Source organism: Frateuria edaphi (assembly GCF_021117405.1).
GTDB classification, from domain to species: domain Bacteria; phylum Pseudomonadota; class Gammaproteobacteria; order Xanthomonadales; family Rhodanobacteraceae; genus Frateuria_A; species Frateuria_A edaphi.
In genome coordinates, this window is record NZ_CP088251.1 from 1,226,032 (window position 1) to 1,251,978 (window position 25,947).

Here is a 25,947-nt window from a genome sequence, read left to right on the forward strand (position 1 = left end):
GCACGCGGCGCGTCGTCTAGAGCGAAAGGCCCTGCAGTTCGCTCCCGTCGCGCGCCACGCGCAGCACCGAACCCTGTTCGTACCAGTCGCCCAGCACGATGCGCTGCGCGTTCTGGCCATCAAGGGAAAACTCGTGGATCGCCGGCCGGTGGGTGTGACCGTGGATCAGGTGGGTGACGCCGGCGCCCCGCATGGCCTGGGCGACCGCGTCGGCATTGACGTCCATGATCGATTCCATCGTGGCGCCGGTATGCGCGCGGCTGTCGGCGCGCGCCTTGGCGGCGAAGGCGCGGCGGGCCTCCAGCGGCATGGCCAGGATGTTGGCTTTCCACTCGGGCGTGCGCACCTGGCGGCGCACCGCCTGGTAGGCGACGTCGTCGGTGCACAGCGTGTCGCCGTGCATCAGCAGGGTGGGGCGACCGTAGAGGTCGTGTACCACGCCGTCCTCCAGCAGGGTCAGCCCGGCGCGGTCGGCGTAATCCTGGCCGAGCAGGAAGTCGCGGTTGCCGGGCATGAAGTACACCGGCTTCCCCGAATCGCGCACGGCACACGTGGCGCGGGCAATGCGGGCAGGCAGCTCGGCATCGTCGTCGTCGCCGATCCAGGCCTCGACCAGGTCGCCGAGGATGTACAAGGCGTCGGCCTGGCGGAGCTCGTCCCCGGCGAGGTAGCGCTCGAACAGGTCGGTGATGTGTGGGCGGCTGTCGTCCAGGTGCAGGTCGGCGATGAACAGACTGGACATCAGCCCGCTTTCCTGGCGGCCGGCTTGGCGGCACTCGTGGCCTTGGCCGGCGCCTTGGCGCTGGCGGCGGAAGCCGGCGCTTCCTCGCCGACCACGCGCACGCTCTGGATGACGGGCAGCGGGTACGGTACGTCGGCCGCGAATGCGCCCTGGCCGCGCGTGGGCAGGCCGGCGATCTTGTCGACCACGTTCATGCCCTCGACCACCCGGCCGAACACGGCGTAACCCCAGGTCAGCCCGCTCTGGTTGCCGGCAAAGTCCAGGCGGCGGTTGTCGACCAGGTTGATGAAGAATTGCGCGGTGCCCGAATTCGGATCCGCGCCGCGCGCCACCGCGACGGTGCCGCGCAGGTTGGACAAGCCGTTGTCCGCCTCGCTGGCGATCGCCGGATGGGTGCGCTTCGGTTGCAGGTCGCGCGTGTACAGCCCCCCCTGCACCAGGTAGCCGTTGATCGCGCGGTGGAACACGGTGCCGTCGTAGAAACCCTCGCGCACGTATTGCAGGAAATTGGCCACGCTCTTGGGTGCCTTGTCCGGGAACAGCTCCAGCGTGATGTCGCCGACGCTGGTGTGCAGCAGCACCTTCGGCCCCGGCGCGGGCGGCGTGGGGCTGGTGCTTGCCGACGGCGGCGCGGTCTGGGCGAGCACGCCCAGGGGCAGGAACATCAGGAGGGCCAGCAGGAGTCGGGGCATGGGCGGAACCTGTGTGGATTGCCTCCGCATGATACGCGTAGGCATCGCGTGGGCTGAAGCGCGCTCGTCCCCGAAGCTGCGAGCGCGATCCTTCCCCTGCAGCGAGGGTGAGGGATGGGCCCGTGGGAGATAGCTCAGGTCCGCTGGATTTCGAGCGTCAACCCCAACTCCGCCATCGGCCCCTGCTCCTGCTCCAGGTCCGCCTCGGTCAACGGATGCTGGTCCAGCCAGCTGGCAGGAACGGCCAGGCGCAGCCGGTGGCTCGTGGCGCTGAGTTTCAGGGGCGGCAGCGATTCGGGCCGGCGTCCGCGACGGAACAGCACGGCCAGCCGCAGCAGCGCGGTGATGTGCCGGGCCAGCGCGCGATAACGCTGCGGCAGCACCGAGATCAGCGCCTTGGCCGGCTTGCGCCGGTGCGCCTCGATGACTGCCGCGAGCATTTGCTGCTCCTGCCGCGAGAAGCCCGCCAGGTCAGCGTGGCGGAGGATGTAGGCGCCGTGGTGGTGATGCTGGCTATGCGCGATGGCCAGGCCGATTTCGTGCACGCGGCCGGCCCAGGAGAGCCACTCGCGCGCCTCGGCGTCCAGCTTCCAGGGACGCGCGACCTGGTCGAACAGTCCCAGCGCCGTCTGCTCGACGCGCCGCGCCTGCGCGCGGTCGACGCCGTAGCGGGTGGCCAGCGCATCGATGCTGTCGGTGCGCGGATCGCGGCCGCCGGCGCGGCCGAGCAGGTCCCACAGCAGGCCTTCGCGCATGGAGCTTTCGCACACGCGCATGTGCTCGATGCCCAGCGCCTCGAACGCGGCCTCCAGGATCACCACCGCGCCGGCGAACACCGGCGCGCGTTCCTCGGTGAGGCCGGGGAGGCGCAACAGATCCATCTGGCCCTGCTCGAGGATCGCCTCGCGCAGCTCGGCGAGGGCGTCCAGGGTGACGCCGTCGTCCGTCAGGCCCATGGCCTGGACCACCGCGTCTACCGCTTTGGCGCTGCCGGAGGACCCATAGGCCTCCTGCCAGCCGGCTTCGCGGAAATCCTCCGCGAACTGCTGCAGCAGCACGCCGACTTCGCTGCGCGCGCGCTGCCAGCGCTTGGGCGTCAGCCGTCCGCCGGGGAAGAAGCGAAGGGTGGAGGCGATGCAGCCGGCCTGCACGCTCTCGGTGTGCAACGGGGCAAGCCCGCGACCGATGATGAATTCCGTGCTGCCGCCACCCACGTCGATGACCAGCCGCGGTTCGCGCGAGGCCGGCAGGTCATGCGCTACGCCCAGGAAGATGAGCCGACCTTCCTCGCGGCCGGAGACGATCTCGACGGGGTGGCCCAGCGCGTCCTCGGCCGCGCCCAGGAAGTTGTGCGGCGACGCCAGCCGCCGCACGGTATTGGTGGCCACCGCGCGCACATTGGCCGAGGGCAGGCTTTCGATGCGCTGGCCGAAGCGCGCCAGGCACGCCAGCGCGCGAGCGCGGTGAGCGGCGTCCAGCGTGCCGTCCGAGCGCAGGCCGGCGGCCAGGCGCACGCTGTCGCGCAGCCGGTCGATCACGCGTGGCTCGCCGTGCTCCATGCGCGCCACCACCATGTGGAAGCTGTTCGAACCCAGGTCGACGGCCGCGATCAGCTCGCCATCCTTGATGGGTACGGGCTCGGTGGTCACGCGCGGGTTCCAGGCAGGCGAAACGGGGATTCTGCCACGCCGGACCGGGCGCGCGCGGGCGCGCTTCTGCGGGAGGGCTGCGCTCGCAGGGTCATTTGCAGATCTTGTCCAGCAAGGTCTGCTGCGCGCAATGCGGCGGCTGGTCGCCGGGCGTGGCGCGCGTGTAGCGGCCATCGCCATCCAGTAGCCAGGCCTGGGTGTTGTCCGCCAGGCCGTTGGCCAGCGTCTCGTCGAACACGCGCGCGGCCAGGGCCGGGTCCAGGATAGGGAAGGCCACTTCGATGCGGCGCATCAGGTTGCGCTCCATCCAGTCGGCGCTGGCGCAATAGATCTCCGGCTGGCCGTCGTTGGCGAACCAGTACACGCGGCTGTGTTCGAGGAACCTTCCCACGATCGAGCGCACGCGGATGCGCTCGGAGATCCCCGGCAACCCGGGCCGGAGCGTGCAGGCTCCGCGCACGATCAGGTCGATCTCCACGCCCGCCTGCGAGGCGCGGTAGAGCGCCTCGATCACGTGCGATTCGTTCAGCGCGTTGAGCTTGGCCACGATGCGCGATGGCTTGCCCGCCCGCGCGTTGGCGGTTTCGCGCTCGATCTTGGCGACCACGCTCTTGTACAGGGTGAAGGGCGAATGCAGCAGGCGCTTCAGGCTGATCACCGAGCCGAGGCCCGACAGCTGCTGGAATACCTTGTGCAGGTCTTCGCCGATCTCCGGATGGGAGGTCATCAGGCCGATGTCGGTGTACATCCGGCTGTTGGCCTGGTGGTAGTTGCCGGTCGACAGGTGCACGTAGCGGCGGAGCATGTCCGTCTCGCGTCGCACGATCAGCATCATCTTGGCATGGGTCTTGTAGCCCACCACGCCATAGACCACCTGCACGCCGGCTTCCTGCAGGCGCGTGGCCAGCCGGATGTTCGCCTCCTCGTCGAAGCGCGCGCGCAACTCGATCACCACGGTGACGTCCTTGCCGTTGCGCGCCGCTTCCACCAGCAGGTCGACCAGCGGAGTGTCCTCGCCGGCGCGGTAGAGCGTCTGCTTGATCGCCAGCACGGCGGGATCGGCCGCGGCTTGGCGCAGCAGGTCGACCACCGCGGCGAAACTCTCGTACGGATGGTGCAGCAGCACGTCGCGCTGGCCGATCAGCTCGAACAGGTTGGCGCCCGGTTCGATCGCCGCCGGCAGGCAGGGCACGAAGCGCGGGAACTTGAGTTCGGGCCGGTCGACGTGGTCGTAGATGCCGCCGGCGCGGATGATGTTGACCGGGCCGTCGCAGCGATAGACGTCCGATTCCTCCAGCTCGAAGTTGGCCACCAGCATGGCGGTGATCGCCTTCGGGCAGTCGTTGGCGATCTCCAGCCGCACGGGCCGCGCGTAACCGCGGCCCAGCAACTCTTCGCTGAGCGCGCGGGCGAGGTTTTCAACCTCCGCCTCTTCGACGATCAGCTCGCTGTTGCGGGTGACGCGGAACTGGTAGGAGCCGACCACCTTGAAGCCGGCGAACATCAGGTCGACGAAAGCCTGCAGCAGTTCGGCCAGGAACACGAAGTTGTCGCCACCGCCGCCCACTTCGGCCGGCAGCTTGACGATGCGCGGCAGCGAGCGCGGCGCGCGCACCAGGGCCATGTGGCCCTCGTGGCCGAACGCATCGCGGCCCTGCAGCACCACCGCGATATTGAGTGTCTTGTTGAGGATGCGGGGGAACGGGTGCGCCGGGTCCAGCCCCAGCGGCGACAGCACCGGCAGCACCTCGTGCTCGAAATAGCCCTGCAACCAGCGCCGCTGCACGGGGTTCCACTGGTGGCGGGTGAGGAAGCGGATGCCCTCGGCGTCCAGCTGTGGCTTGAGCTGCTCCTGCCACGTGGCGTACTGCTCGGTGACCAGGTCCAGCGCGCGTGCGCGGATGCGCGTCAGCAGCTCGCTGGAGGAAAGGCCGTCCGGTCCGGGCGCGGCCGAGCCGTAAGCGTGGTGGTGCTTGAGCATCGCCACGCGCACCTCGAAGAATTCGTCGAGGTTGTTCGCCACGATGCTCAGGTAGCGCAGCCGTTCCAGCAGCGGCACGCGCGCATCGCGCGCCATGGCCAGTACGCGGAAGTTGAATTCCAGCGCGGCCAGTTCCCGGCTCAGGTACAGCTCCGGCGCGGACAGGTCGGCGATCTCGGTGGCGGTTTGCGGCAGTTTGCGGGCCATGGGAACCCATTCTGGCCGATGCCGGGCGCAAGTACACCCGGTGTCGATCACACGGTAGGGTGGGCTTCAGCCCCCACCCCGTGGCGGCGTGGCGGCTCGAGCCTACGCTACTGAGTTTCGGGCGGGAGCAGACGTTCCGGCCCGAAATGGAAGGCGAAGGTCGAACCCTTGCCGGGCGTGCTTTCCACGGTCAGGCGCGCCTGGTGCAGGTTGAGCACGTGCTTGACGATGGACAACCCCAGTCCGGTGCCGCCGGTTTCGCGCGAGCGACTGGACGACACGCGGTAAAAGCGTTCGGTCAGCCGGGCCAGGTGGCTGGCCGGGATGCCGTAGCCCGTATCGGCCACGGCGTAGGTCGCGCCCGCGGCCGTGCGCTGCCAGCGGATCGTGATGCTGCCGCCGTTGGGGGTGTAGCGCACGGCGTTGCTGACCAGGTTGGACAGCGCGCTGTGCAGGTCCCGGGGCGAGCCGAGCAGGTCGCAGTCGGTTTCCAACTCCAGCGCAATTTGGTGTCGACCCTGGCTCAACGCCTCGGCCTCCTTGCGCAGGGTGGCGAGCAACGCGGCCATCGGCACGCGCTCGTCGATGACATGTTCCTGGGTTTCCAGGCGAGAAAGGGTCAGCAGGTCTTCCACGATCTGGCCCATGCGCTTGGACTGCGCGCGCATCTCGCCAAGGACCGGGGCGAGTGCGGGCACGTCCTCCGGATCGAGCAGCTCCAGGTAGCCGTGGATCACGGTGAGCGGCGTGCGCAACTCGTGCGAGACGTTGGCCACGAAGTCGCGGCGGATCTGTTCGAGCCTCGTCAGCGGACTGATGTCGCGTGCCATCAGCATCCGCTGGCGGCGGCCGAACGGCTGCACCGAGACGTCCAGGTGACCCTCGGCGCGGCCGGGCGCCGGCACGTCGTGCAGCGGCATCCGGGCCCCGGACCGCAGCCAGGCGGCCAGGTCGGTGCCCTGCAGGCGCTCGGACAGCAGCACGCCGCGGTCTCTGCCGCGGCGCAGGCCCAGCAGCGTTTCGGAGGCGCGATTGAACCAGCGCACACGCCAGGCTTCGTCCAGCAGCACGATCGCATCGGGCAGGCTGTCGGCCGCGTCGCGCAGGTCGTGCAGGGTGATGGCGAGGCGGCGGGCGCGGTGTTTCATCGGTGGCATCCCGAAAGGCTTTCCCCGCTTGCCCGGCGGCGCCGCTGGAGAGGGAACAGAAGGCCGCCCATGGGGAAGCGCATGGTCAGACGCTGGCCGAGAAGCGGTAGCCCGCGCCGCGCACGGTCTGCACCATCGCGTCGAGCTGCCAGGGCTCCAGCGTCTTGCGCAGGCGGCGGATGTGCACGTCCACCGTGCGCTCCTCCACGTAGACGCTGCCGCCCCATACGTGGTCGAGCAACTGGGCGCGGGTGTAGACGCGCTCGGGATGGGTCATGAAGAAGTACAGCAGGCGGTACTCGGTGGGGCCGATCGGCACGGGCTCCTCGCCGGCGAAGACGCGGTGCGCCGGCCCATCGATGCGCAGGCCGCCCAGTTCGACCATGCCAGTGCCGTCGTCGCCCTGGCTGCGGCGCAGGACGGCCTTGATGCGGGCGATCAGTTCGCGCGTGGAGAAGGGCTTGACGACGTAATCGTCGACGCCTGCCTCCAGGCCGTTGACCCGGTCCATCTCCTCGCCGCGCGCGGTGAGCATGATGATCGGGATTTCGCGGCTGAGTTCTTCCTTGCGCAGCCGCCGCGCCAGTTCCAGCCCGCTGGTGCCTGGCAGCATCCAGTCCAGCAGGATCAGGTCCGGCACCTGCTCGGCGATGGCGATCTGCGCGGCACGGGCGTCTGCCGCCTGCATGGCCTCCATGCCGGCCTTGTGCAGCGCGAAGGTGACCATGTCGCGGATGGAGGCTTCGTCTTCGACGATGAGGATGCGCTTGTGCACGCGGGTTTCGCCTGGCCTGTGACGAGCGTATTGCAGTGGGGGAATGTTACGTGGGGATGACAGGGGCGGGGAACGAGGAACATCGGCCTTTCGGTTTGCGGCTCGTCGGCCGCACTGGCTTGTATCACCTCGACCAGCGTCATTCCCGCTCTACTGGCTTCGCCCGTCCGGATTGTCCTCGGTCTGCACCTTGCGCTTGCGCAGTTCCAGCACCAGCGGCGTCAGATCGGCGATGCGCGCCTGGATGCGCGCACGGGCGTAGTAGTCCAGGTCGTCGCGCTTGAGCAGGCGCTTCAACTGTTCCATGGCGTCGAACGGGCGACCGGAGAGGTAGCTGGCGTCCGAGTAGGCCTCGCCGGCGCGCACGCTGTCGCCGGCCTTGTCGCTGGCGCGGGCGTAGCTGCGGTAGACGTCCGGTTCGTCGGCGTTGTCCAACAGCGGGCGAAGCAGCGACGCGGCGAGCGTGGCTTCGGCAGTGTCGCCGCCAGCGGTCAGCGCCTTGGCGTAGGCCAGCGCCACCGCACGGTTGCGCGGCGAGCGGGCGTTGAGGCGGGCATAGCGGGCCAGCGCGTCGGCGCGCTGACCGTCCTGCAGCTGTGCGTCAGCCATCGCCAGGTCGAGGATCAGGTTGCCCGGATGCGCCGCCAGCAGCGGCTTGAGCTGCGCGATCGCCTGCGCGCCGGCGCCGCTGCGGGTCAGCGCCAGCGCATAGCCGTAGCGGTTGGCCGGGCTGTCGAAGCCGGCCGTGCCGAAACTCGCATTGTAGTAGTGGACCAGCCTGGAAGCGTCGCCGGCCAGTACGCGCGCGCGTTCGCGCATCAGCGCGTAGGTGTCCAGACCGTCCTTGGGTGCGGTGGCGGCGAGCAGCGCGGTCGGGTCCTTCACGTAGGCGATCGGCGCGGTGGTCTTTTCCCACTCGCTGCGCACCAGCGTAGTGCCGCTCGGGCGCAGCTTCTGCGCGGCCAGCAGCGCGCCCGCGCGCGACTTGGCGTCACTGATGCGCGCGAGCGTGACCGGGTGGGTCTGCAGGAGCGCGGGCACGTCGGTGCCGCCGGAGCCGGCGCGCAGCGTGTCCTGCATGCGCTCGAAGAAGCTGGCCATGCCGCGCGGATCGAAACCGGCGTTGGCGAGTGTCTGGATGCCCACGCGATCGGCCTCGACCTCGTCCTTGCGGGTGAAGTTGATCGAGCGCTGCGCGATCAGGCCTTGTCCGGCGGCCAGCACCGCCATCGGCGAATCGCCACTGTGCGAGCTGGCGCCGGCGGCGACCGCGCCCAGCAGCACCAGCGCCATCAGCGGCGCATCCTTCTTCGAATCCTCGAACGCGCGCTGGAGGTGGTTCTGAGTGATGTGGCCGATCTCGTGGGCGATCACGCCGGCCAGTTCGCTTTCGCTGCGGGTGATGGCGATCAGGCCGGAGTTGACGGCGATGTAGCCGCCGGGAGCGGCGAAGGCGTTGATCTCCTCGTCCTTGACCACGAAAAAGGTGAAATGGTCCTTCGGACGGTCGCTGCCAGCCACCAGACGGTAGCCCAGGTCATTGAGGTAGTCGTCCAGCAGCGGGTCTTCCACCACCATGTCCAGCGAGCGCATCTCGCGCAGCATGGCGGCGCCGTAGTCCTGGGCGTCCTGCGGGGAAATCAGCGCGTCCGCCGAACTGCCCAGGTCCGGCAGGCGGATGTCCTCCTGCGCGCCCGCGCCGAAGGCAAGGCAGGCGGTGAGCAGCGCGGTCAGCAGGCGGGGGGCGGGTCGTGGTGCCATGGCCATAGGTGGGCGACAATACATCAGTACAAGACCGCCGGTCGGGGCGTCGGTTCATCGTTCGTTGCTTGCAAACAGGCGTCGGGCGCCCCATCTGGTGGTCAGCTTTGAAAAGTCGCCCGGAGTGCCAGTCATGCCCAAGATCGAGGTCTATTCCACCGCCGTTTGTCCCTACTGCGTGGCCGCCAAGAACCTGCTCAAGTCCAAGGGGCTGGAGTGGAACGAGGTGCGCGTGGATGCCGACCCGGCCCAGCGCGACCTGATGCTCCAGCGCAGCGGCGGTCGCCGCACGGTGCCGCAGATCTTCATCAACGACCAGCACGTGGGCGGTTACGACGATCTGGTCGCCGCCGACCGCAGCGGCAAGCTCAAGCAACTGCTCGGCGAGGCCGCATGAGCGACGCCGACAAGAGCAAGGACCGCCTGGCGGAATTCACCGCGTTCCGCCAGCGCATGAACGAGCGCATCCTGTCCGAGGACAACCAGGTCGTGCGGCGCTTCTTCGCGCTCGACACGCAGACCTACAAGCCCGGCGCGCTCGACGTGAAGACCAAGGAGCTGCTCGGCCTGGTCGCCTCGATGGTGCTGCGTTGCGACGACTGCATCAGCTACCACGTGGCGCAATGCAAGGAAGCTGGCGTCACCCGCGAGGAGTTCTTCGAGACCTTCAGCGTGGGTCTGGTGGTCGGCGGATCTATCGTCATCCCGCACCTGCGCCGGGCCGTGGATTTTCTCGACCAGCTGGAAGGTGGCCAGACCGAAGGCGCCGCCTGCGCCGACCACGCATGAACCCCTAGGGCGGGCTTCAACCCACCGCCCCGGCAGGTTGCGGTGGCTGAAGCCCGTACTGGCGGCAGCATGCGGTGCGATGAACCGCAACGCTCCATGCGAGGATTTGCAACGCCCTGGCGCACCCCGCCCGCTGCCGGCACGGCGCGCTTGGGCGATAATGGGCCTCTTTGCCGTGCGCATCTCCCGCCGCACGAGCGCGATCAGTCCCCAAGGAGTCTCCCATGAGCAAAACCATCGCCGTGATCCCGGGCGACGGCATCGGTCCGGAAATCATGACCGCCACGCTGCGCGTGCTCGACGCGCTCGATTGCGGCCTGAGCTACGACGTCGTCGACGCCGGCATGGTGGCATTGGAGAAGCACGGAGACCTGCTGCCCAAGCCGACCCTGGACAAGATCGCCGAACACCGCGTCGCGTTGAAGGGCCCGCTCACCACCCCGATCGGCGGTGGCTTCACCTCGATCAACGTGACCTTGCGCCGGCATTTCGACCTCTACGCCAACGTCCGCCCCGCCACGAGCTTCCCGGGCACCCGCGCGCGCTACGAGAACATCGACATCATCACGGTGCGCGAGAACACCGAGGGCGCCTACCTCGCCGAGGGCCAGACGCTCTCCGAGGACGGCGAGGTCGCGACCTCGATGATCCGCGTGACCCGCAAGGGCTGCGCGCGGATCGTGCGCTATGCCTTCGAGATGGCGGTGAAGAAAGGCCGCAAGAAGGTCACCGCGGTGCACAAGGCCAACATCATCAAGACCGCCTCGGGCCTGTTCCTCAACGTGGCGCGCGAGATCGCCAAGGAATACCCGCAGATCGAATTCAACGAGATGATCGTGGACAACACCTGCATGCAGCTGGTGATGCGCCCCGAGCAGTTCGACGTGATCGTGACCACCAACCTGTTCGGCGACATCCTCTCGGACCTGTGCGCCGGCCTGGTCGGCGGCCTGGGCCTGGCGCCGGGCGACAACATCGGCGAGCACGCAGCCATTTTCGAAGCGGTCCATGGTTCCGCCCCGGACATCGCCGGCAAGGGCATCGCCAACCCCTGCGCGCTGCTGCTGGCCGCGGCCGACATGCTCGACCACCTGGGCATGGTCGACAAGGGCACCCGCCTGCGCAACGCCATCCGCGAGACCATGGCCAACGACCATGAGCACGTTACGCCGGACCTTGGCGGCAAGGGCAACACGCAGAGCTTCGGCGAGGCAATCGCCAGGCGCGTGAAGGCCTGAGTTTCAGGCGGGAACGTCATCAAGGCCGCGGCATTCGTCCGCGGCCTTTTTTTTCAGCTTGAGACTCCGGGCGTGCTCAGCCGTGCTGGCCGGGCTTGTAGCTCCCGCCGATCGTACGCGCGGCGATGTTGATGCGGTTCCAGCTGTTGATCGTCACCACGAGCAGCGTGAGGTCGACCAGCGCGTCTTCGTCGAAGAGCTGGCGGGCCTGCTCGTAGAGGGCGTCGGAGACCGCGTCGTGCGAGGCCAGTTCGGTCAGTTCCTCGGCCCAGGCCAGGGCGATGCGCTCGCGTTCGCTGAACAGGGTGGTTTCGCGCCAGGCCGGCAGGACGTACAGGCGTTGCTCGGTTTCGCCGGCCGCCCGGGCGTCCTTGCTGTGCATGTCCAGGCAGTAGGCGCAGCCGTTGATCTGCGACACACGCATGAGCACCAGATCGATCAGGCGCGGCTCCAGGCGGCCGGCGTCATGGATCTGCTTGCCGAGCTGGACCAGCGGCATCATGGATTTGTAGTGACGTTGGATGGCGAAACGGGACATGGTGGGACTCCTTGGCTTGGAAGGCGGCCCGGGATGGGCCGTTCAATGCAAGGACGCCAGAGGCCTGCTTTTCGTGACCGCCGCCAGGCGCGCCAACTTGTCGGGATGACGAAGGGCGAGGGTGGCGGTGATTTGGTCGCCCTCGCATTCGACCCATGTGGCGCTGACCAGCGTGTCCCCGGCCCAGGCCAGCAGCACGGGTTCGCCATTGAGCGTGGTCGTGGTGAAGTGCACGTCCGGACGTGAATAGAAGCGGATGCCGATCTGCATGTAGAGGCGGGCAAGGCGGTCGGCCCCCTGCAGAGGACGCAGGACGGCTCGCACGACGCCGCCGCCATCGGCGATCGCAATGGCGTCTTCCGCGAACAGCGCGCGCAGCGATTCGAGGTCGGGCTGCTTTACCGCCTCGATGAAGCGCTGGAGCATGCGCCGCCGGGTCGGCGTATCCACGCTGAAGCGCGGCCGCCCCTCGCGCAGGCGCGTCTTGGCGCGGTGCACGCGCTGCCGGCAGGCATCCTCGGCGATGCCGAGGATCGCCGCGGCCTCCCCATGGCTGTAATCGAAGACTTCGTGGAGCAGGAACGCGGCCCGCTCTTCCGGACTCAGCCGTTCGAGCAGCAGCAGGAAAGACAGGGTGAGGGTCTCGCCGCGCTCCAGCTCGGCTTCCGGGCGCTCCGCATCCGGCACCAGCGGCTCGGGCAGCCAGGGACCGGTGTAGTGCTCGCGCTCGGTCTTGGCGCGGCGCAGGCGGTCGAGCGCCAGGCGGGTGGTGACCGTGACCAGCCAGGCTTCCGGGTCGTCCAGGGCGCTGGTGTCCTGCGCGTGCCAGCGCAGCCAGGCGTCGTGCAGCACGTCCTCGGCGTCGGTGGGCGTGCCGAGCATGCGGTAGGCCAACCCGAACAGGCGGGGGCGGTGCTGCTGGAACAGGGCGGTCTGGGTATCCATGGAAATCTCCGTTGGGATACGGCCAGGACGCGCGATGCGCGCGGAACGTGACCGGTCTCAGCGCACCAGCGGCCAGGGCGCCAGGAACACCAGCCAGATCAGCAGCACGATGCCGGCGTACTTGAGCCCGCGGAACAGTTTCGGATGCCGGCGCTTGAACGCCTTGCTGCGCTCGCGACTGCGCTGGTTGAGAGCGAACATGCGGTTGACGAAACCCACCTTCTCGTTGCCGTTGTCCGCGTTCGGCGAGGCAGTGATCTTGCCCATGAACGCGCCGACCCGCTGGTTGACCGCGCCCATCCAGCGCGTGCGCAGCGGTCGCTCGACATCGGCGAAAAGGATCACGCGGGTCTGGTCGGTCTTGTTTTCCACCCAGTGCACGTAGGTCTCGTCGAACACCACGTCCTTGCCGTCGCCCCAGGCGTGTTCCTCACCGTCGACGAAGATGCGGCAGTCGCGCGAGTTGGGGGTGATCAGGCCCAGGTGGTAGCGCAGGGAGCCGGCGAACGGATCGCGGTGGGGATTGAGCTTGCTGTGCGGCGCCAGCGTGGCGAACATCGCCGCCTTGATGCTGGGGATGGCGTTGAGCAGCTCGACCGTCTTGGGACACAACGCCTCGGCCGAGGCCAGCGGCTCGCCGTACCACTTGAGGTAGAAGCGCTTCCAGCCCTGCTTGAAGAAGCTGTTGAAGCTGGCGTCGTTGTGCTTTTCGGCGGCGCGGATGTGGCCTTCGTCGAAGAGGCGCAGCGCCTCCTCGCGAATGGTCTGCCAGTTGGCCTGCAACAGGTCCAGCTGCGGGAAGCCGCGGCGGTCGAGGATCGGCCGCGCCGGTACTGCCGAGAAGGCGTACATCAGCAGGTTGTACGGGGCGAAGATGGCCGAATGGTCCACGAGCTGGCGGTCGAAGCGCAGCCGCGCCCGCCCGCGCAGATGCACCAGCAGCACGCAGCCGGCGAACAGCAGGAGCAGCAGCAGGACGATCAGGCGGGGGGTGAAGATCATGGGGCTGGGTCGAGAGTGGGGCGGTTCATTCTACGCTGCCGCGAACAGGTGGGCAGAGCCCACGTCCGCCCCCGCTCCCCGTGGGAAAGGAAGCGAGCGCACGCAGTCCGTCAGTCCGTCACATCCGGCTCGAAGAAGCTCCAGCGGATGTCCGGGAACTGCGCTTTCATATCCCGTTCGACGACGTTGATCGCGTCGATCAGCGCACGATCGCTGGCGCACGGCTGCATCTTCGCCTTGACCGAGACCATCACGTCCGCTCCCATCTGCAGCGTGATCAGGTTCAGCACCTTGGCCACCTCCGGGCGGTTCTCCAGGAAGGCCAACAGTTCGCCGCGACGGCGCGGCTCCACGCCCTGGCCGATCAGCAACGCCTTGACCTCCACCGCCAGCGCCACGGCCACCACCACCAGCAGCACGCCGATCGCGACGGTGCCCATGGCATCGAACAACAGGTTGCCGGTCAGCATGGTGGCGCCCACCGCCAGCGCGGCCAGGCACAGGCCGATCAGCGCGGCCAGGTCCTCGCCGAAGATCACCAGCAGCTCGCTGGAGCGGGTCTCGCGGAACCAGGTCCACAGGTTCTGCTCGCCGCGTGCCTTGTTGACCTCCTGCATGCAGCCGCGCATGGAAATGCCTTCGGCGATCACGCCGAATACCAGCACGCCAAGTGCCAGCCAGGGCCACTTCAGCGGCTCGGGATGGCTGAGCTTGTGCACGCCCTCGTAGACCGAGAACACGCCGCCGACGCTGAACAGCAGGATCGCCACCAGGAACGACCAGAAATACAGCGCGCGCCCCCAACCCAGCGGGTACTCGTCCGACGGCGGCCGCTTGGCCTGGCGCATGCCCAGCAGCAAAAGGCCCTGGTTGCCGCAATCGGCCAGCGAATGCACCGCCTCGGCGAGCATCGCGCCCGAACCGGTCAGGAAGGCGGCGACGAGCTTGGCAATGAAGATGGCGAAGTTGGCGCCGAGCGCGAGGAAGATCGCCTTGAGCGAGTTGGCGTGGCCGGACATGAAACCGTTTCCGTGGCAGATGAGCCGGCTAGTCTAGGGCAGCGCATGAAATTGCGCCGCGCGTTGACTGCTTTTCGCAGGAGCCCACTGTTGGGACGCTGCACTTGGGGCCCGGCGGAAAAAGCATCGCCCACGGGCGGGCTCCTGCAAGACGTGCCCGCATTCAGCGGATGCCGACGCCGACACCCACGCCGAAGTGCACGTTGTTCTTGCCCTTGTTCATCTCGTCCGCGGTCCACACGTGCGACTGGTTCACCTGCACCAGCGGAAACACGTAGTCAGCCTGGCCGACCTTGCCGGCGCGGCTGCCGTTGAGCTGGCCGTTGACCGTGATCAGGCCGCCGGCCGGGTAATCGAGCGATTCCACGTAACCGGGCATCACCGCGATGAACCGGCCGCTGCCGCTGTCGTTGGCCTGCGGCCGCTGCGACTTGTCCAGCGGGTAGGCGAGGACTTCCACCTCGCTGTGATCGGCCAGATTGGTGACGCCGACGATGCGCCCGCCCCAGATCACCTGTTGGCTGGCGAACTGCTCGGGCGATTGGGCGACCTGGAACGGCGCGGCGCTCACCGCGTTTGGCGAGGGTTTGTAGATCGGCGCGGGAGCGCAGGCGGCGAGCACCAGCAGCGTGGCGGGCACGAGCGAGCGGAACATGATCGAAGCGAGGCGGATGCGCATGGCGGGCTCCTGACCTTGACGAGGAAAGGCGCGGCGGGGATGCCGCCGCGATCCGGAGCGAGCTTAGCGGCGACCGTGTGAACGCGGTAGCGGCGACGGTTGCGGCGCGGCGCCTTCTTCGAGCAGCCAGTCCAGGCGCCATTCGGCCGGGCGTTCCTGCGCCAGCAGCCGGGACAGCGCGCGCATCGGCTCGCGCAATGTGTCGTCCAGCTTCCACGGCGCGTTGAGGATCGCCATGCCCGAACCATTCAGCCGCAGCGGCGAGTCGTCCGGATGCACCAGGAGTTCGGCGCGAAGCACGCGGCGGGCGCCGCAATGGCCGAGCCAGCGCAGGAACGGTTGCACCTGGCTGCGCTGCTTGATCGGATACCACACGGCATAGATGCCGGTGGGCCAGCGCACCAGGGCGCCTTTGAGCGCCTGCTCGATCAACCGGTACTCGGCCTCCTGCGCCTCGTAGGGCGGGTCGATCAGCACCAGCCCGCGCTTTTCCTTTGGCGGAAGCAGCGCCTTGAGCGCCTCGTAACCGTCGCGCTGGTGCACGTGCATGCGCTTGTCGTGATGGAACAGCTCGCGCAGGCGCGAGGCTTCCTCCGGCTGCAGCTCGCACAACTGGGCGCTGTCGCTCTCGCGCATGGCCATGGCCGCCTGCAGCGGCGACCCGGGATAAAGCTTCAGGCCGTGCTCGTTGCCGGGCATCGCCAGCAGGCCGTCCAGCCAGTGCCGCAGCAGCGGCGGCAGCGTGCCGCCCGAGCTGGCATGGGGGCCCACGTCGGGAAACAGCAGCCGCCCCACGCCTTCGCGCCACTCGCCGGTCTTCTCCGCCTCCTTGCCCTCGAGCGCGTAGCAGCCGCTGCCCGCGTGCGTGTCGATCACGGCAAATGGCGTGGGCTTGGCTTTGAGCGCATCGATCAGCGCGGACAGCACGACGTGCTTCAAGACATCGGCGAAGTTGCCGGCGTGGTAGGCGTGGCGGTAGTTCATCGGGGAAGTATAGAGGCCGGCGGCCCGGCTACCCGGTGGAAGCACGCACGCCCTAGTCGGTGGTGCTGTGCGACTCGCTCACGCCGAGCAGCTCCGGCTGGGCCGGTTCCTGGCGGCGGCTCAGCCACGGATGCACGAAAACCGCGGCCAGGATCACCGCCACCCCCAGGTAGAACGGCCAGGCCAGCTCGCGCTGCTCGCCCAGCAGCAGCACGGCCAGCACGATGGCGTAGACAGGCTCCAGGTTGGTCACCATCTGCGTGCCGAACGCGCTCAGGTGCCGCAGCGCCACCAATGCCAACGCGAAAGGCAACAGCGTGCAGCCGAAGGACAGCAACACCAGCAGGATGGCGTCATGCAGTCCAGGCAGGACGAAGGCGCTGTGCGGCAGCAGCGGCGCCAGCAGGCCCAGGAACAGCGTGCCCGTGCCCAGTTCCAGCCAGGTCACGGTGAGCGGATCGCCGTGCTCGACCAGCCGCTTGTTGCACGCGCTGAACAGCGCCACCAGCAGCGCCGAGGCGGTGCCGACGACCAGGCCCAACCGCATCGCGGTGGGTACGCCGCCGACCACCATCGCCACACCCGGCACCACCGCCACGCCGAGCAGCAGCTCGCGCGGGTCGAAACGGCGCCGTGCGATCCACGGTTCCACGAAAGCCAGGAACACCGGCCCCAGCGCGATGCAGGTGGCGCCGACCGATGCGTTGGAGAGCTTGATCGCCGCATAGAAAGTGAGCCAGTGCAGCGACACCAGCACCCCGATGCCCGCATAGGCCCAGCGCAGCCGCGCCGGCATCGCCCTGAGCCCGCGCCAGACGCGCGGCGTCATCATCAGCGCCACCGTCACCAGCAACATGCGCCACCAGACCAGCGCCGCTGCCGGCAGCGTGATCAGCTTGCCGAGGATCGCGGTGAAACCCCACAACACCACGCAGAAGTGGATCTGCAGGCGGGCCTTGCTGATGGCTTGCATGGGGAAGTCGCAGTGGGGGAGGCGCGCAATTGTAGGTGGATGGGGCGCGGGGAGGCGGGTTGCGGATATCCCCGAACCCCCGCCGGAGGGAAAGGATGTCGATACCCGGATGAGGATTCGGGCGGAGCGTGGTGCACGCGCGCCCGAGGCTCGCTCACCCGACGCGTACTACTTCGCCTCGCGCGAAGGGATGCCGATGCTGCACAGGTCGATCTTCCCCGCCGGCACCGTGTAGAACGCATCGCGCCGGTTCCGCTTGGCCTCGATCAGTTTCGCGAACGTGGGGCTGTCGGTCCGCAGCACTTCGATCTTCGGTCGCTCGGCCCTGGACATGTCGGCCGCCAAGCGCATGGACTGGATCCTCACGCGCTGCGACGTGTCCGTATAGAACCCCATCGGCGCCGGCCCCCGGGGCATGGCCGAGAGCAGTTCCATGCCTTCGATCACGCGTCCGGCGACCGCGAGATTGCGATCCAGCCCGCGCGGGGCCTGGCCGATGATGGCGTAGAGCGCGCTGCCGTTGCCCGTCTCGGGACCGACGTCGCGGGCGACGCCGACCGTCCCGTAGCAATGCGCGATCCATTCGCGCCCCGCAGCCGGATCGCGCGCCACGGGGAAGCCTTCGGAGAAACCCACCTGCGGCGCGTAGACGTCGCCGTCGGGCAGCGGCGTCCACTCGAGCTTCGCATCCATCGCGCGGGTGAATTCCGGCGGCAGCGTCTTCTTCGCCGTACCCAGCGGTTTGATGTGCGCCTTGTCCTCGTCGTCCGCCGCCGGGTCGTCCCACTGGGTGACGAAGTTGTCCTGCACGCGCACGATCGCCAGCCCGTCGAAGTAGTGCTCGTGCACCATCGTGCGGATGTTGGCCGCGTGCAGCGGGGTGAAGTCCGGCGCCAGCTCGATCAGCACGTGGCCGCCGGGCAGCTCCATGTCGATCAGGTTGGAGGGATCAGGCGTGCGCCACTCCTGCGGCCGGGACTGGGCCAGCAGTTCCTTCGTGGTGGGCGTGGGCTTGGCTTCGTCGGCCAGGGCGGGCAGGGCGAGGAGGCTGGCGAGCGTAAAGGCGAGAAGCGTACGGCGCATGCTTATGGTCCCCTGCAGGCATGGATGAGGTTCGAAGCTTATAGCGTCCGCGCCGGATGTGCGGGACGTCGGGTGTACGCGATCCGGCGGATGCGTGGGACAATGCGCGACTGTTCCGGCGCCTGTTTCGCTTTCGTCAATCGCATGCATTACCGATGGCGAACGCCCAGTGGATTACCGGCTAACCAGCGCCCTGTTATTCCTGCGTCCAGGGCTTTCTTTCGATGGGAGCGATCATGCGTCTACATATCCTGGCGGCGGCCGTCCTGGCCTGCGGACTGGCCCAGCCCGCGCTTGCGGGCGATTCGGACCAGTGGCCCACCAGCGTAGAACTGGGCAACGGCGTCAGCGCCGGCCTCAAGGGTCTCCTGCAGTACGACGTCAACCAGTTCACCGACGACCGCCTGCCCGACGGGACCGATCGGTTCGACGACGCGCACACTTGGCGCCGGCAGGAATTCAATCTCTACATCGAGAAAAAGGGCGTCTTTACGGCCAACGCCGGCTATGACTTCCAGGCCAACAGCTGGGTCGACAATTACATCGGCGTGGAAACGAGTGCCGGTCGCTTCCGCCTCGGCCAGTTCAAGACGCCGGTGGGTTGGGAGGACGGCAACATCGCTACCGGCAACGTGACCTTCATGGAGCGCAGCCTGCCCGAGCAGGCGGTCTACGAGGGACGTCGTGTCGGCCTCGACTGGGTGTATCAGGGCATCCCGCACTGGCTGCTGCAGGCGGGGTTCTTTACCCGCCACGATCTCAACGACGATGCCGCCGGCGAAACCTTCGCCGGACGCGTCGTCTACAACCCGGTGCAGGAACAGGGCGAGGTCGTGCACCTGGGCCTGTCCGCCTCGCGCGAACTGCGCGACGACCGCACCGGCCGCGTCCGCGCGCGCCCCGAGGTGAACCTCACGCCAGTCCGCCTGGTCGATACCGGCACGCTCGAGGGCGTCGACCGGCTCGACCGCCAGGGCCTGGAAGCGGCGTGGATCCACGGTCCGATGCTGCTGCAGGGCGAGTACCTGGCGATGCAGGCGATCCGCCCCGGCCTGCGTGACTTCCAGTCCCGCGGCTACTACGTGTACGGGACCTGGGCGCTGACCGGCGAATCGCGCGGCTACAAGGCGGGCTCGATCGCCGGTCTCACGCCGGCCCATCCCTGGGGCGCGCTGGAACTGGCGCTGCGCTACGCCACGCTGGACCTCGACGACGGCGCGGTGACGGGCGGGCGCGAACACGACTGGACGCTGGGACTGAACTGGTACATCAACACCCACTTCAAGCTGCAGGCCAACGTCATCCGCGCGTTCAGCGACCGCGGCAATCTACCGCTGGACCCCACCATCTACGCGATGCGCGCCCAGCTCAACTTCTGAACGCTTGATCGGCAGGCGAACCGGCGGATTCACGACGCCGGCCCGCCAAAGCCAGCGGTCTTCGGCGACCGGTTTGTCCTCGCGGTCGAGCGGGAAGATCACCGCATGGCTGGGCGAGACGAACAGCTCCGCGCCCGCGTGCAGGCCCATCCGCGCCAGGTCTTCGCTGGCGACGTCGGCTTCCAGCGGCTGGTCCAGCGCGGCCACCTCCAGGTCCAGGTGCGCCACGCTGCCGGCAAGGTAGACGTGGCGCAGGCGCGCGCGCCACGCGCCGGCCATCGGCGTGGTCGACAGGGTCAGGTGTTCCGGTCGCACGTAGGCAATCGCCTGCGCATGCTCGCCGGCCCACGGCTCGTCGGCGAAGATCCAGCCTCCAGCGAGGAAGCGCTCGCCCTCGCGTCGCAAGGTCAACCGGTTGACCTTGCCGATGAACTCGCAGACGAATGGCGTGGCCGGTTGCTGGTAGATCTCCCGGGGCGTGCCGACCTGCTCGATGCGCCCGCGATTCATCACCGCGATGCGATCGGCCAGCTCGAGCGCTTCCTCCTGGTCGTGCGTGACGAACACCGTGGTCAGGCCAAGCTCCTCGTGCAGCCGGCGCAGCCAGCGGCGCAGGGTCACCCGGACCTGGGCATCCAGCGCGCCGAACGGTTCGTCGAGCAGCAGCAGGTCAGGTTCCACGGCCAGTGCGCGGGCGAGTGCCACGCGCTGGCGCTGGCCACCGGACAGTTGCGACGGGAAGCGCTGGCCGAAACCGTCCAGCTGCACGCGCTTGAGCAACTGCTCGACGCGCGCGTCGATCTCGTGGCGCTTCGGGCGCGTGCGCCGCGACCGCACGCGCAGGCCGAAGGCCACGTTCTCGGCCACGGTCAGGTGGCGGAACAACGCGTAGTGCTGGAACACCAGCCCGACGTTGCGGTCGCGTGGCGCGGCGGCCAGATAGTCCTTGCCATTGAAAGTCACCTGTCCGCTTTCCGGATAGTCCAGCCCGGCAAGGATGCGCAGCAGCGTCGTCTTGCCCGATCCCGAAGGACCGAGCAGTGCCAGGAACTCGCCCGGCGCGATGGACAGGCTGACGTCATTGAGCGCCGGGTAATCGGAGAAGCGGCGGTTGAGGCGGGTCAGTTCGAGGGTCATGCGTCGTCTCCGGGAAAGGTCGTATGGCAGGCGTCGCGGGGTTTCCCGCAGGAGCGCCCTCGGGTGTGACCGGCGAGCCTGCGCTCGCGCCCAAGGGCGCTCGCATAACGGCGTGCGTAGGAGCGCACCTGTGTGAGACCGCCATCTGCAATCGTGCGAAGGGTCATGACATCACCGCCCACCGGGCGCATGCGAAGCGATCTCGTCGCCGTAGCGCCACTCCAGCACGGTCTTGATCGCCAGCGTCAGCAACGCCAGCAACGCCAGCAGCGAGGCCACGGCGAAGGCGCCAACGTAGTCGTACTCGTTGTAGCGCATCTCCACTTCGAGCGGGATCGTGGTGGTGAGGCCGCGAATGTGTCCGGACACCACCGACACCGCGCCGAATTCGCCCATCGCGCGTGCATTGCACAGCAGCACGCCATAGAGCAGTGCCCAGCGGATGTTCGGCAGCGTCACGCGGAAGAACATCTGCCAGCCGTTGGCCCCCAGCACCCGGGCAGCTTCCTCCTCCTCGTTGCCCTGCGCCTGCATCAGCGGGATCAGCTCGCGCGCCACGAATGGCAAGGTGATGAACATCGTGGCCAGCACCAGTCCGGGCACGGCGAAGATGATGCTCACGCCATGCGCCTCCAGCCATGGTCCGAACCAGCCCTGCGCACCGAACAACAGCACGTAGACCAGGCCGGAGATCACCGGGGAGACCGAGAAGGGCAGGTCGATGAAAGCGCCGAGCAGCGCCTTGCCGGGAAACTCGAAGCGCGCCATCACCCATGCCGCGGCGATGCCGAACACCAGGTTCACCGGTACCGCGATCGCGGCCACGAGCACGGTCAGCCAGATCGCCGAACGTGCTTCGTCCTGGCGGATGGCACCGAAGTAGGCGCCGGCCCCCTGGCGGAACGCCTCGACAAACACTGCCGTCAGGGGCAGCAGCAGGAACACGATCAGGAACGCCACCGCTGCGAGCGTGAGCAGGGCCCGCCCGAGCAGCCGCGGCCACCCGAAGGAACGCGAATGCCGCCGGCTCATGGCGTGACCTCCGCCCAGCGATGGCTCCAGCGCTGCAGCAGCGTGATCACCAGCAGCAGCACGAAGGAAAATGCCAGCATCGCCACGCCCAGTGCCGCCGCCCCGGCGTAGTCGAACTGTTCGAGACTCTGCACGATCAACAGGGGCGCGATCTCGGACTTCATCGGAATGTTGCCGGCGATGAAGATCACCGAGCCGTACTCGCCCACCGCACGGGCCAGCGCCAGCGCGAAGCCTGTCAGCAACGTGGGCACCAGCATCGGCAGGATCACCTTGACGAAGATCTGCCAGCGCCGCGCGCCCAGCGTCTCGGCCGCCTCCTCGACGTCGTGCTCGAGCGTCTCCAGCACCGGCTGCAGCGTGCGCACCACGAACGGGAACCCGACGAACACCATCGCCACCAGCACGCCCCACGGCGTGTAGGCGACCTTGATGCCGATCGCCGCCAGCCACTGTCCGATCCAGCCGTTGGGCGCGTACAGCGCGGTCAGTGCGATGCCCGCCACCGCCGTGGGCAGGGCGAAGGGCAGGTCGACCACCGCGTCGAAAAGGCGCCGGCCCGGGAAGCGGTAGCGCACCAGCACCCATGCGACCAGCAGGCCGACCACCACGTTGATCGCCGCCGCCAGCGTGGCGCCGCCGAAGCTGAGCTTGAGCGCGGACAGCGTGCGCGGCACCCGCAGCAGCTCGATCAGGCCACCCAGCCCCAGCCCGGAGGCCTTCCAGGCCAGCGCCGCCAGCGGCAGCAGCACGATCAGGCCGAGATAGGTGAGCGAATAGCCAAGGCTCAGGTTGAAGCCGGGAAGGATGCGCCGTTTCATGTCAGCTCCCCGGACCGATCTGGTCGAAGATCGCGCCGTCGGCGAAGAACTTCGCGTGCGCCTGGCGCCAGTCGCCAAACGTGTCCTTCAGCGTGAACAGCTGCACCTTCGGGAACTGCCGCGCGAATTGCGCCATCACCTGCGGCGAGCGCGGGCGGTAATAGTGCTTCGCGGCGATGGCCTGGCCCTGCGGCGAATACAGGAATTTGAGGTAGGCCTCGGCCACCGCGCGCGTGCCGTGCTTGTCCACGTTGCGGTCGACCACGGCTACTGTGGGCTCGGCCAGGATGCTTACGGACGGCACCACGATCTCCACGTCGGCCCCGCCCATCTCCTGCTTGGCCAGCATGGCCTCGTTCTCCCACGCCAGCAGCACGTCGCCGATGCCGCGCTGGACGAAGGTGTTGGTGGCGCCGCGCGCGCCGGTGTCCAGCACCGGCACGTGCTTGAACAACTCGTGCACGAAGGCCTTGGCCTTGGCCTCGTTGCCGCCGGGCTGCTTCAAGGCATAGCCCCAGGCGGCCAGGAAATTCCAGCGCGCGCCCCCGGAGGTCTTGGGATTGGGCGTAATGACCTGCACGCCCGGACGGATGAGGTCGGACCAGTCGCGGATCTTCTTCGGGTTGCCCTTGCGCACCAGGAACACGATGGTCGAGGTGTAGGGCGCGCTGTTGTCCGGCAAGCGCTGCTGCCAGTTCGCGGGAATCAGGCCGCGGTCGGCCAGCACGTCGACGTCGTGGGCCAATGCCAGCGTCACCACGTCCGCCGGCAATCCGTCGACCACGGCCCGCGCCTGCTTGCCCGACCCGCCGTGGGACATGCGGATGGTCACGTTGTCGCCGTGCTGCGCTTTCCACTGCGCAGCAAAGGCGGCGTTGGCATCACGGTAGAGCTCGCGCGTGGGGTCGTAGGATGCGTTGAGCATCGTCACGGTCTTCGCCGCGACGGTGCCCGCGGCCAATGCGCCGAGCACGGCGCAGATCGCAATCAACTTCTTCATGGAGTCTCCCTGGCAAACGACAGCTATGGATGCACGCGGTGTCCTCGCCGCAGGCGCAGACACCCATTCCTGCGGCGGGCCGCAGGCTGGCGTGACGGGTTGTTTTCCCTCGGGAGCGGTTACGCCGGATCAGGCCGGCGCAAAGCCGCGATGGCGGGAGCTGTCCCAGTCATCGAACGCTTCCCGCGGGAAGCGCCGGCGAGCGCCTGGACGACGGGCCCTTGCAGCGGCGGGGGAGTCGGACCGGCGCTGGGGAGCGGTGTGGATGTCGAGTGCGTCGTGCATGGTTTCCACCTCGGGGATCGGCGTACTCGAGGCGAACTGCAACACAGCTCCCGTTAAGCATCCGCTAGGCATTCGTGGCATTCCGCGTAGAAAATTCCGTCCACTTTTCAATAACAAACGCGGGATTTTCCGGCCGAGCGCGAAGGGAAGGGAGGCACGAAAGGAGCCTCCGGAGCTGGGTCTCAATCGCCCCCGCCGCCGTCCAGCCTTGCCACGACAAGCACGGCAGCGAACGCACCGGCCATCTGCGCCAGTACGAACCCGCAGACATCGATGGGGCGGATGCCCGCGAAGGTTCGCGTCAGCGATCGCGCGAGGGTGACGGCCGGGTTCGCGAACGAGGTGCTCGCGGTGAACCAGTACGCGGCGAAGATGTAGCTGGCGACCAGCGCCGGCACGGCGGCAGGCCGATGCCGCAGTCCGAGCAGGATGGCAAGCAGCAGGCCGAACGCCGCCACGCCCTCGCTCAGCCATTGCGCCGCGCCGCTGCGCACGTGCGTGCCCGGCTGCAGCAATGGCAGGTCGAACATGGCGTGCGCCAGCAGCACGCCGGCGATCGCCGCGACCAGTTGCACCAGCACGTAAGCCAGCGCTTCGCGGGTCGGCAATTCGCGGCGCAGCCACATGGCAAGCGTCACCACGGGATTGAAGTGCGCGCCGGAGATCGGCCCGAACAGCACGATCAGCACGTAAAGCGCCGCCGCTGTTGCACCCGCGTTGGCGAGCAACGCCACGCCGGTGTTCCCCGGCGAAAGCATCACGCCCATGATTCCCGAGCCGACCACGGTGGCGAGCAGCAGGGCGGTGCCGATGAACTCGGCCAATAACTTGCGTCCCAGCATGGTCAGAGCGAGGCCAGAAGCGTTTGCACGCGCGAGGAAATCTCCTCGCGCACCGCGCGATAGCCCGCGTCGTCCAGGTCCTTCGGGTCGGGCAGGTTCCAGTCTTCGCGCCGCCGCGCCGGCACCCAGGGGCAGCGGTCGCCGCAGCCCATGGTGACCACCGCATCGAAGCCGCCCTCGATGGCGTCCAGCGACTTGGAAGCGTGGGTGGTGAGGTCGTAGCCCAGTTCCGCCATGAACTGCACCGCACGCGGATTGAGGCGCCCGGAAGGCGCGGACCCGGCGCTGCAGGCCTCCACGGCGTCGCCGCCGTGCAGGCGTGCGAAGGCCTCGGCCATCTGGCTGCGGTTGGCGTTTTCCACGCAGACGAACAGGACGCGCTTTTTCATGGATTTCGCTCAGCAGCAGCCCGAGTCCGGGGCGCAGCAGGATGCGCCCTTGGCAACCTTGGGTTTCATCGCCCGAGGGTCGGGGCTGCAGCTGGCGCCATCGGTCGCGCAGGGCGCCTCGCCGGCGTAGTAGGTGGTCGCCTCGCCCAGCGTGTGGAAGGTTTCCCAGCGCGTGCCTTGCGGGTCTTCGGTCCACAGCTTGTCCGAGCGGGCGTAGCAGCAGACGGTCGCCTCCTCCGGCACGAGCGCGCCGCCGGCCGCGTCCAGCCGCTGGCCGAGCGCCGCCAGTGCCTCGCCGCTGTCGGCCTGGATGCCCAGGTGATCGATGCCCGTTTCGCGGCCGGTGCTGGAGATGGCGAAGTTGACGCGCGGGTCCTCGACCATCCATTTGGCGTAGTCGTCCTTGCGCACCGTCGGCTCGGCGCCGAACAGCGCGGTGTAGAAGCGGATGCTGGTCGCCAGATCGGCGACGTTCAAATGCACGTGGAAGCGGTTCATGGCGTCAGGTTCCCTTGCGGCGTGGCTTGCAGGCTTGCGTCGGACCGCATGCAGCGGATCCGGCGCAGCAGTTTTCGGTGAGATAGGCGAGCAGCGCATCCATCTGCGTGTAGTCGGCGCGCACCCGGATCACCCGGCCCTCGCGCTGGTCGCGCACCAGTCCGGCCGCGCGCAACACGTTGAGGTGCGCGCTGAGCGTCGCCGGTGGCAGTTCCAGGTGCTCGCGCAGTTCGCCCACGGACAGCCCTTCGGGCCCGGCCTGGACGAGCCGGCGAAAGGCGGCCAGTCGCGATTCGTGGCCGAGGGCGCTGAGGGAGGCGAGGGCGGCTCTGATTTCCATAATTCCAAAAATATGGAAA

General features: G+C 68.2%; 26 protein-coding genes and 1 pseudogene. 4 read left to right on the top strand and 23 right to left on the bottom strand.

What is annotated here, in order from left to right:
• Positions 1-16: 16 nt before the first annotated feature.
• From LQ772_RS05600 to LQ772_RS05630, 7 genes are all read right to left on the bottom strand, one after another.
• On the bottom strand, positions 17-742 hold the full coding sequence (locus LQ772_RS05600) for a UDP-2,3-diacylglucosamine diphosphatase (protein WP_231324792.1): 726 nt from the start codon (positions 740-742) through the stop codon (positions 17-19).
• A complete protein-coding gene (locus tag LQ772_RS05605; RefSeq protein WP_231324794.1) occupies positions 742-1,434 on the bottom strand; it encodes a peptidylprolyl isomerase in 693 nt (230 codons plus the stop codon). Before LQ772_RS05605 ends, LQ772_RS05600 begins: the two co-directional genes overlap by 1 nt.
• A gap of 134 nt (positions 1,435-1,568) precedes the next feature.
• Positions 1,569-3,083, bottom strand: coding sequence for a Ppx/GppA phosphatase family protein (locus LQ772_RS05610; protein ID WP_231324796.1), 1,515 nt, complete (start codon positions 3,081-3,083; stop codon positions 1,569-1,571).
• A gap of 91 nt (positions 3,084-3,174) precedes the next feature.
• Positions 3,175-5,271, bottom strand: a complete 2,097-nt coding sequence (gene ppk1, locus LQ772_RS05615) for a polyphosphate kinase 1 (protein WP_231324798.1) — start codon at positions 5,269-5,271, stop codon at positions 3,175-3,177.
• 107 nt (positions 5,272-5,378) lie between these two features.
• Positions 5,379-6,419, bottom strand: a complete 1,041-nt coding sequence (phoR, locus tag LQ772_RS05620) for a phosphate regulon sensor histidine kinase PhoR (RefSeq protein ID WP_338029239.1) — start codon at positions 6,417-6,419, stop codon at positions 5,379-5,381.
• Between the two features lie 85 nt (positions 6,420-6,504).
• The gene (phoB, locus tag LQ772_RS05625; RefSeq protein WP_231324801.1) at positions 6,505-7,194 is read right to left on the bottom strand and encodes a phosphate regulon transcriptional regulator PhoB; all 690 of its coding nucleotides are present in this window, start codon (positions 7,192-7,194) and stop codon (positions 6,505-6,507) included.
• A gap of 150 nt (positions 7,195-7,344) precedes the next feature.
• Entirely contained in the window at positions 7,345-8,961 is a 1,617-nt protein-coding gene (locus tag LQ772_RS05630; protein WP_231324803.1) for a M48 family metalloprotease, read from the bottom strand.
• 127 nt (positions 8,962-9,088) lie between these two features.
• Here LQ772_RS05630 and grxC point away from each other — a divergent pair, with 127 nt between their 5' ends.
• The 3 genes from grxC to LQ772_RS05645 all read left to right on the top strand — a co-directional run bounded on the left by grxC (position 9,089) and on the right by LQ772_RS05645 (position 10,982).
• Positions 9,089-9,352: a glutaredoxin 3 gene (gene grxC, locus LQ772_RS05635; protein ID WP_231324805.1), complete on the top strand. Its 264-nt coding sequence runs from the start codon at positions 9,089-9,091 to the stop codon at positions 9,350-9,352.
• A complete protein-coding gene (locus LQ772_RS05640) occupies positions 9,349-9,744 on the top strand; it encodes a carboxymuconolactone decarboxylase family protein (RefSeq protein ID WP_231324806.1) in 396 nt (131 codons plus the stop codon). Before grxC ends, LQ772_RS05640 begins: the two co-directional genes overlap by 4 nt.
• 224 nt (positions 9,745-9,968) lie before the next feature.
• Positions 9,969-10,982, top strand: a complete 1,014-nt coding sequence (locus LQ772_RS05645) for an isocitrate dehydrogenase (RefSeq protein WP_231324808.1) — start codon at positions 9,969-9,971, stop codon at positions 10,980-10,982.
• Between the two features lie 76 nt (positions 10,983-11,058).
• On the opposite strand, the gene LQ772_RS05650 is transcribed toward LQ772_RS05645, so the two are convergent.
• The 8 genes from LQ772_RS05650 to LQ772_RS05685 form a co-directional block, all read right to left on the bottom strand.
• Complete coding sequence (locus LQ772_RS05650; protein WP_231324810.1) at positions 11,059-11,520, bottom strand: carboxymuconolactone decarboxylase family protein; 462 nt, start codon at positions 11,518-11,520, stop codon at positions 11,059-11,061.
• A 42-nt stretch (positions 11,521-11,562) separates the two neighbouring features.
• Positions 11,563-12,465, bottom strand: coding sequence for an RNA polymerase sigma factor SigJ (sigJ, locus tag LQ772_RS05655; protein ID WP_231324811.1), 903 nt, complete (start codon positions 12,463-12,465; stop codon positions 11,563-11,565).
• Between the two features lie 57 nt (positions 12,466-12,522).
• The gene (locus LQ772_RS05660; protein WP_231324813.1) at positions 12,523-13,467 is read right to left on the bottom strand and encodes an aspartyl/asparaginyl beta-hydroxylase domain-containing protein; all 945 of its coding nucleotides are present in this window, start codon (positions 13,465-13,467) and stop codon (positions 12,523-12,525) included.
• Between the two features lie 110 nt (positions 13,468-13,577).
• Positions 13,578-14,486 (bottom strand): cation diffusion facilitator family transporter, encoded by a 909-nt coding sequence (locus LQ772_RS05665; RefSeq protein WP_231324815.1) that lies wholly within the window; start codon positions 14,484-14,486, stop codon positions 13,578-13,580.
• 163 nt (positions 14,487-14,649) lie between these two features.
• Positions 14,650-15,165, bottom strand: a complete 516-nt coding sequence (locus LQ772_RS05670; RefSeq protein ID WP_231324817.1) for a Slp family lipoprotein — start codon at positions 15,163-15,165, stop codon at positions 14,650-14,652.
• Between the two features lie 63 nt (positions 15,166-15,228).
• Positions 15,229-16,149, bottom strand: coding sequence for a 23S rRNA (adenine(2030)-N(6))-methyltransferase RlmJ (locus tag LQ772_RS05675; protein WP_231324818.1), 921 nt, complete (start codon positions 16,147-16,149; stop codon positions 15,229-15,231).
• A gap of 52 nt (positions 16,150-16,201) precedes the next feature.
• On the bottom strand, positions 16,202-17,122 hold the full coding sequence (locus LQ772_RS05680; protein ID WP_231324820.1) for an EamA family transporter: 921 nt from the start codon (positions 17,120-17,122) through the stop codon (positions 16,202-16,204).
• A 168-nt stretch (positions 17,123-17,290) separates the two neighbouring features.
• Entirely contained in the window at positions 17,291-18,205 is a 915-nt protein-coding gene (locus tag LQ772_RS05685) for a peptidylprolyl isomerase (protein ID WP_231324822.1), read from the bottom strand.
• Positions 18,206-18,441: 236 nt separating this feature from the next.
• Here LQ772_RS05685 and LQ772_RS05690 point away from each other — a divergent pair, with 236 nt between their 5' ends.
• Positions 18,442-19,584 (top strand): OprO/OprP family phosphate-selective porin, encoded by a 1,143-nt coding sequence (locus tag LQ772_RS05690; protein WP_231324824.1) that lies wholly within the window; start codon positions 18,442-18,444, stop codon positions 19,582-19,584.
• 90 nt (positions 19,585-19,674) lie between these two features.
• Here the strand turns inward: LQ772_RS05690 and LQ772_RS05695 are convergent.
• From LQ772_RS05695 to LQ772_RS05730, 8 genes and pseudogenes are all read right to left on the bottom strand, one after another.
• A pseudogene (locus LQ772_RS05695) lies at positions 19,675-20,721 on the bottom strand (sulfate/molybdate ABC transporter ATP-binding protein); the annotation flags it as partial.
• Between the two features lie 171 nt (positions 20,722-20,892).
• Positions 20,893-21,753, bottom strand: coding sequence for a sulfate ABC transporter permease subunit CysW (gene cysW, locus LQ772_RS05700; protein WP_231324826.1), 861 nt, complete (start codon positions 21,751-21,753; stop codon positions 20,893-20,895).
• Positions 21,750-22,574, bottom strand: coding sequence for a sulfate ABC transporter permease subunit CysT (cysT, locus tag LQ772_RS05705; protein ID WP_231324827.1), 825 nt, complete (start codon positions 22,572-22,574; stop codon positions 21,750-21,752). Before cysT ends, cysW begins: the two co-directional genes overlap by 4 nt.
• Before the next feature lies 1 nt (position 22,575).
• Positions 22,576-23,574: a sulfate ABC transporter substrate-binding protein gene (locus LQ772_RS05710; protein WP_231324829.1), complete on the bottom strand. Its 999-nt coding sequence runs from the start codon at positions 23,572-23,574 to the stop codon at positions 22,576-22,578.
• Between the two features lie 467 nt (positions 23,575-24,041).
• The gene (locus LQ772_RS05715; RefSeq protein ID WP_231324831.1) at positions 24,042-24,701 is read right to left on the bottom strand and encodes an aquaporin; all 660 of its coding nucleotides are present in this window, start codon (positions 24,699-24,701) and stop codon (positions 24,042-24,044) included.
• Between the two features lie 2 nt (positions 24,702-24,703).
• The gene (locus LQ772_RS05720) at positions 24,704-25,090 is read right to left on the bottom strand and encodes an arsenate reductase ArsC (RefSeq protein WP_231324833.1); all 387 of its coding nucleotides are present in this window, start codon (positions 25,088-25,090) and stop codon (positions 24,704-24,706) included.
• 9 nt (positions 25,091-25,099) lie between these two features.
• Positions 25,100-25,588, bottom strand: coding sequence for an ArsI/CadI family heavy metal resistance metalloenzyme (locus LQ772_RS05725; RefSeq protein WP_231324835.1), 489 nt, complete (start codon positions 25,586-25,588; stop codon positions 25,100-25,102).
• 4 nt (positions 25,589-25,592) lie between these two features.
• A complete protein-coding gene (locus LQ772_RS05730; protein WP_231324837.1) occupies positions 25,593-25,928 on the bottom strand; it encodes an ArsR/SmtB family transcription factor in 336 nt (111 codons plus the stop codon).
• Positions 25,929-25,947: the final 19 nt, after the last annotated feature.

Coding starts and splice junctions, on each gene's coding strand:
- LQ772_RS05600 (WP_231324792.1), bottom strand. CDS start 742: ATGTCCAGTCTGTTCATCGCCGACCTGCACCTGGACGACAGCCGCCCA.
- LQ772_RS05605 (WP_231324794.1), bottom strand. CDS start 1,434: ATGCCCCGACTCCTGCTGGCCCTCCTGATGTTCCTGCCCCTGGGCGTG.
- ppk1 (WP_231324798.1), bottom strand. CDS start 5,271: ATGGCCCGCAAACTGCCGCAAACCGCCACCGAGATCGCCGACCTGTCC.
- phoR (WP_338029239.1), bottom strand. CDS start 6,419: ATGAAACACCGCGCCCGCCGCCTCGCCATCACCCTGCACGACCTGCGC.
- LQ772_RS05630 (WP_231324803.1), bottom strand. CDS start 8,961: ATGGCCATGGCACCACGACCCGCCCCCCGCCTGCTGACCGCGCTGCTC.
- grxC (WP_231324805.1), top strand. CDS start 9,089: ATGCCCAAGATCGAGGTCTATTCCACCGCCGTTTGTCCCTACTGCGTG.
- LQ772_RS05640 (WP_231324806.1), top strand. CDS start 9,349: ATGAGCGACGCCGACAAGAGCAAGGACCGCCTGGCGGAATTCACCGCG.
- LQ772_RS05645 (WP_231324808.1), top strand. CDS start 9,969: ATGAGCAAAACCATCGCCGTGATCCCGGGCGACGGCATCGGTCCGGAA.
- LQ772_RS05650 (WP_231324810.1), bottom strand. CDS start 11,520: ATGTCCCGTTTCGCCATCCAACGTCACTACAAATCCATGATGCCGCTG.
- sigJ (WP_231324811.1), bottom strand. CDS start 12,465: ATGGATACCCAGACCGCCCTGTTCCAGCAGCACCGCCCCCGCCTGTTC.
- LQ772_RS05660 (WP_231324813.1), bottom strand. CDS start 13,467: ATGATCTTCACCCCCCGCCTGATCGTCCTGCTGCTGCTCCTGCTGTTC.
- LQ772_RS05665 (WP_231324815.1), bottom strand. CDS start 14,486: ATGTCCGGCCACGCCAACTCGCTCAAGGCGATCTTCCTCGCGCTCGGC.
- LQ772_RS05670 (WP_231324817.1), bottom strand. CDS start 15,165: ATGCGCATCCGCCTCGCTTCGATCATGTTCCGCTCGCTCGTGCCCGCC.
- LQ772_RS05675 (WP_231324818.1), bottom strand. CDS start 16,149: ATGAACTACCGCCACGCCTACCACGCCGGCAACTTCGCCGATGTCTTG.
- LQ772_RS05680 (WP_231324820.1), bottom strand. CDS start 17,122: ATGCAAGCCATCAGCAAGGCCCGCCTGCAGATCCACTTCTGCGTGGTG.
- LQ772_RS05685 (WP_231324822.1), bottom strand. CDS start 18,205: ATGCGCCGTACGCTTCTCGCCTTTACGCTCGCCAGCCTCCTCGCCCTG.
- LQ772_RS05690 (WP_231324824.1), top strand. CDS start 18,442: ATGCGTCTACATATCCTGGCGGCGGCCGTCCTGGCCTGCGGACTGGCC.
- cysW (WP_231324826.1), bottom strand. CDS start 21,753: ATGAGCCGGCGGCATTCGCGTTCCTTCGGGTGGCCGCGGCTGCTCGGG.
- cysT (WP_231324827.1), bottom strand. CDS start 22,574: ATGAAACGGCGCATCCTTCCCGGCTTCAACCTGAGCCTTGGCTATTCG.
- LQ772_RS05710 (WP_231324829.1), bottom strand. CDS start 23,574: ATGAAGAAGTTGATTGCGATCTGCGCCGTGCTCGGCGCATTGGCCGCG.
- LQ772_RS05715 (WP_231324831.1), bottom strand. CDS start 24,701: ATGCTGGGACGCAAGTTATTGGCCGAGTTCATCGGCACCGCCCTGCTG.
- LQ772_RS05720 (WP_231324833.1), bottom strand. CDS start 25,090: ATGAAAAAGCGCGTCCTGTTCGTCTGCGTGGAAAACGCCAACCGCAGC.
- LQ772_RS05725 (WP_231324835.1), bottom strand. CDS start 25,588: ATGAACCGCTTCCACGTGCATTTGAACGTCGCCGATCTGGCGACCAGC.
- LQ772_RS05730 (WP_231324837.1), bottom strand. CDS start 25,928: ATGGAAATCAGAGCCGCCCTCGCCTCCCTCAGCGCCCTCGGCCACGAA.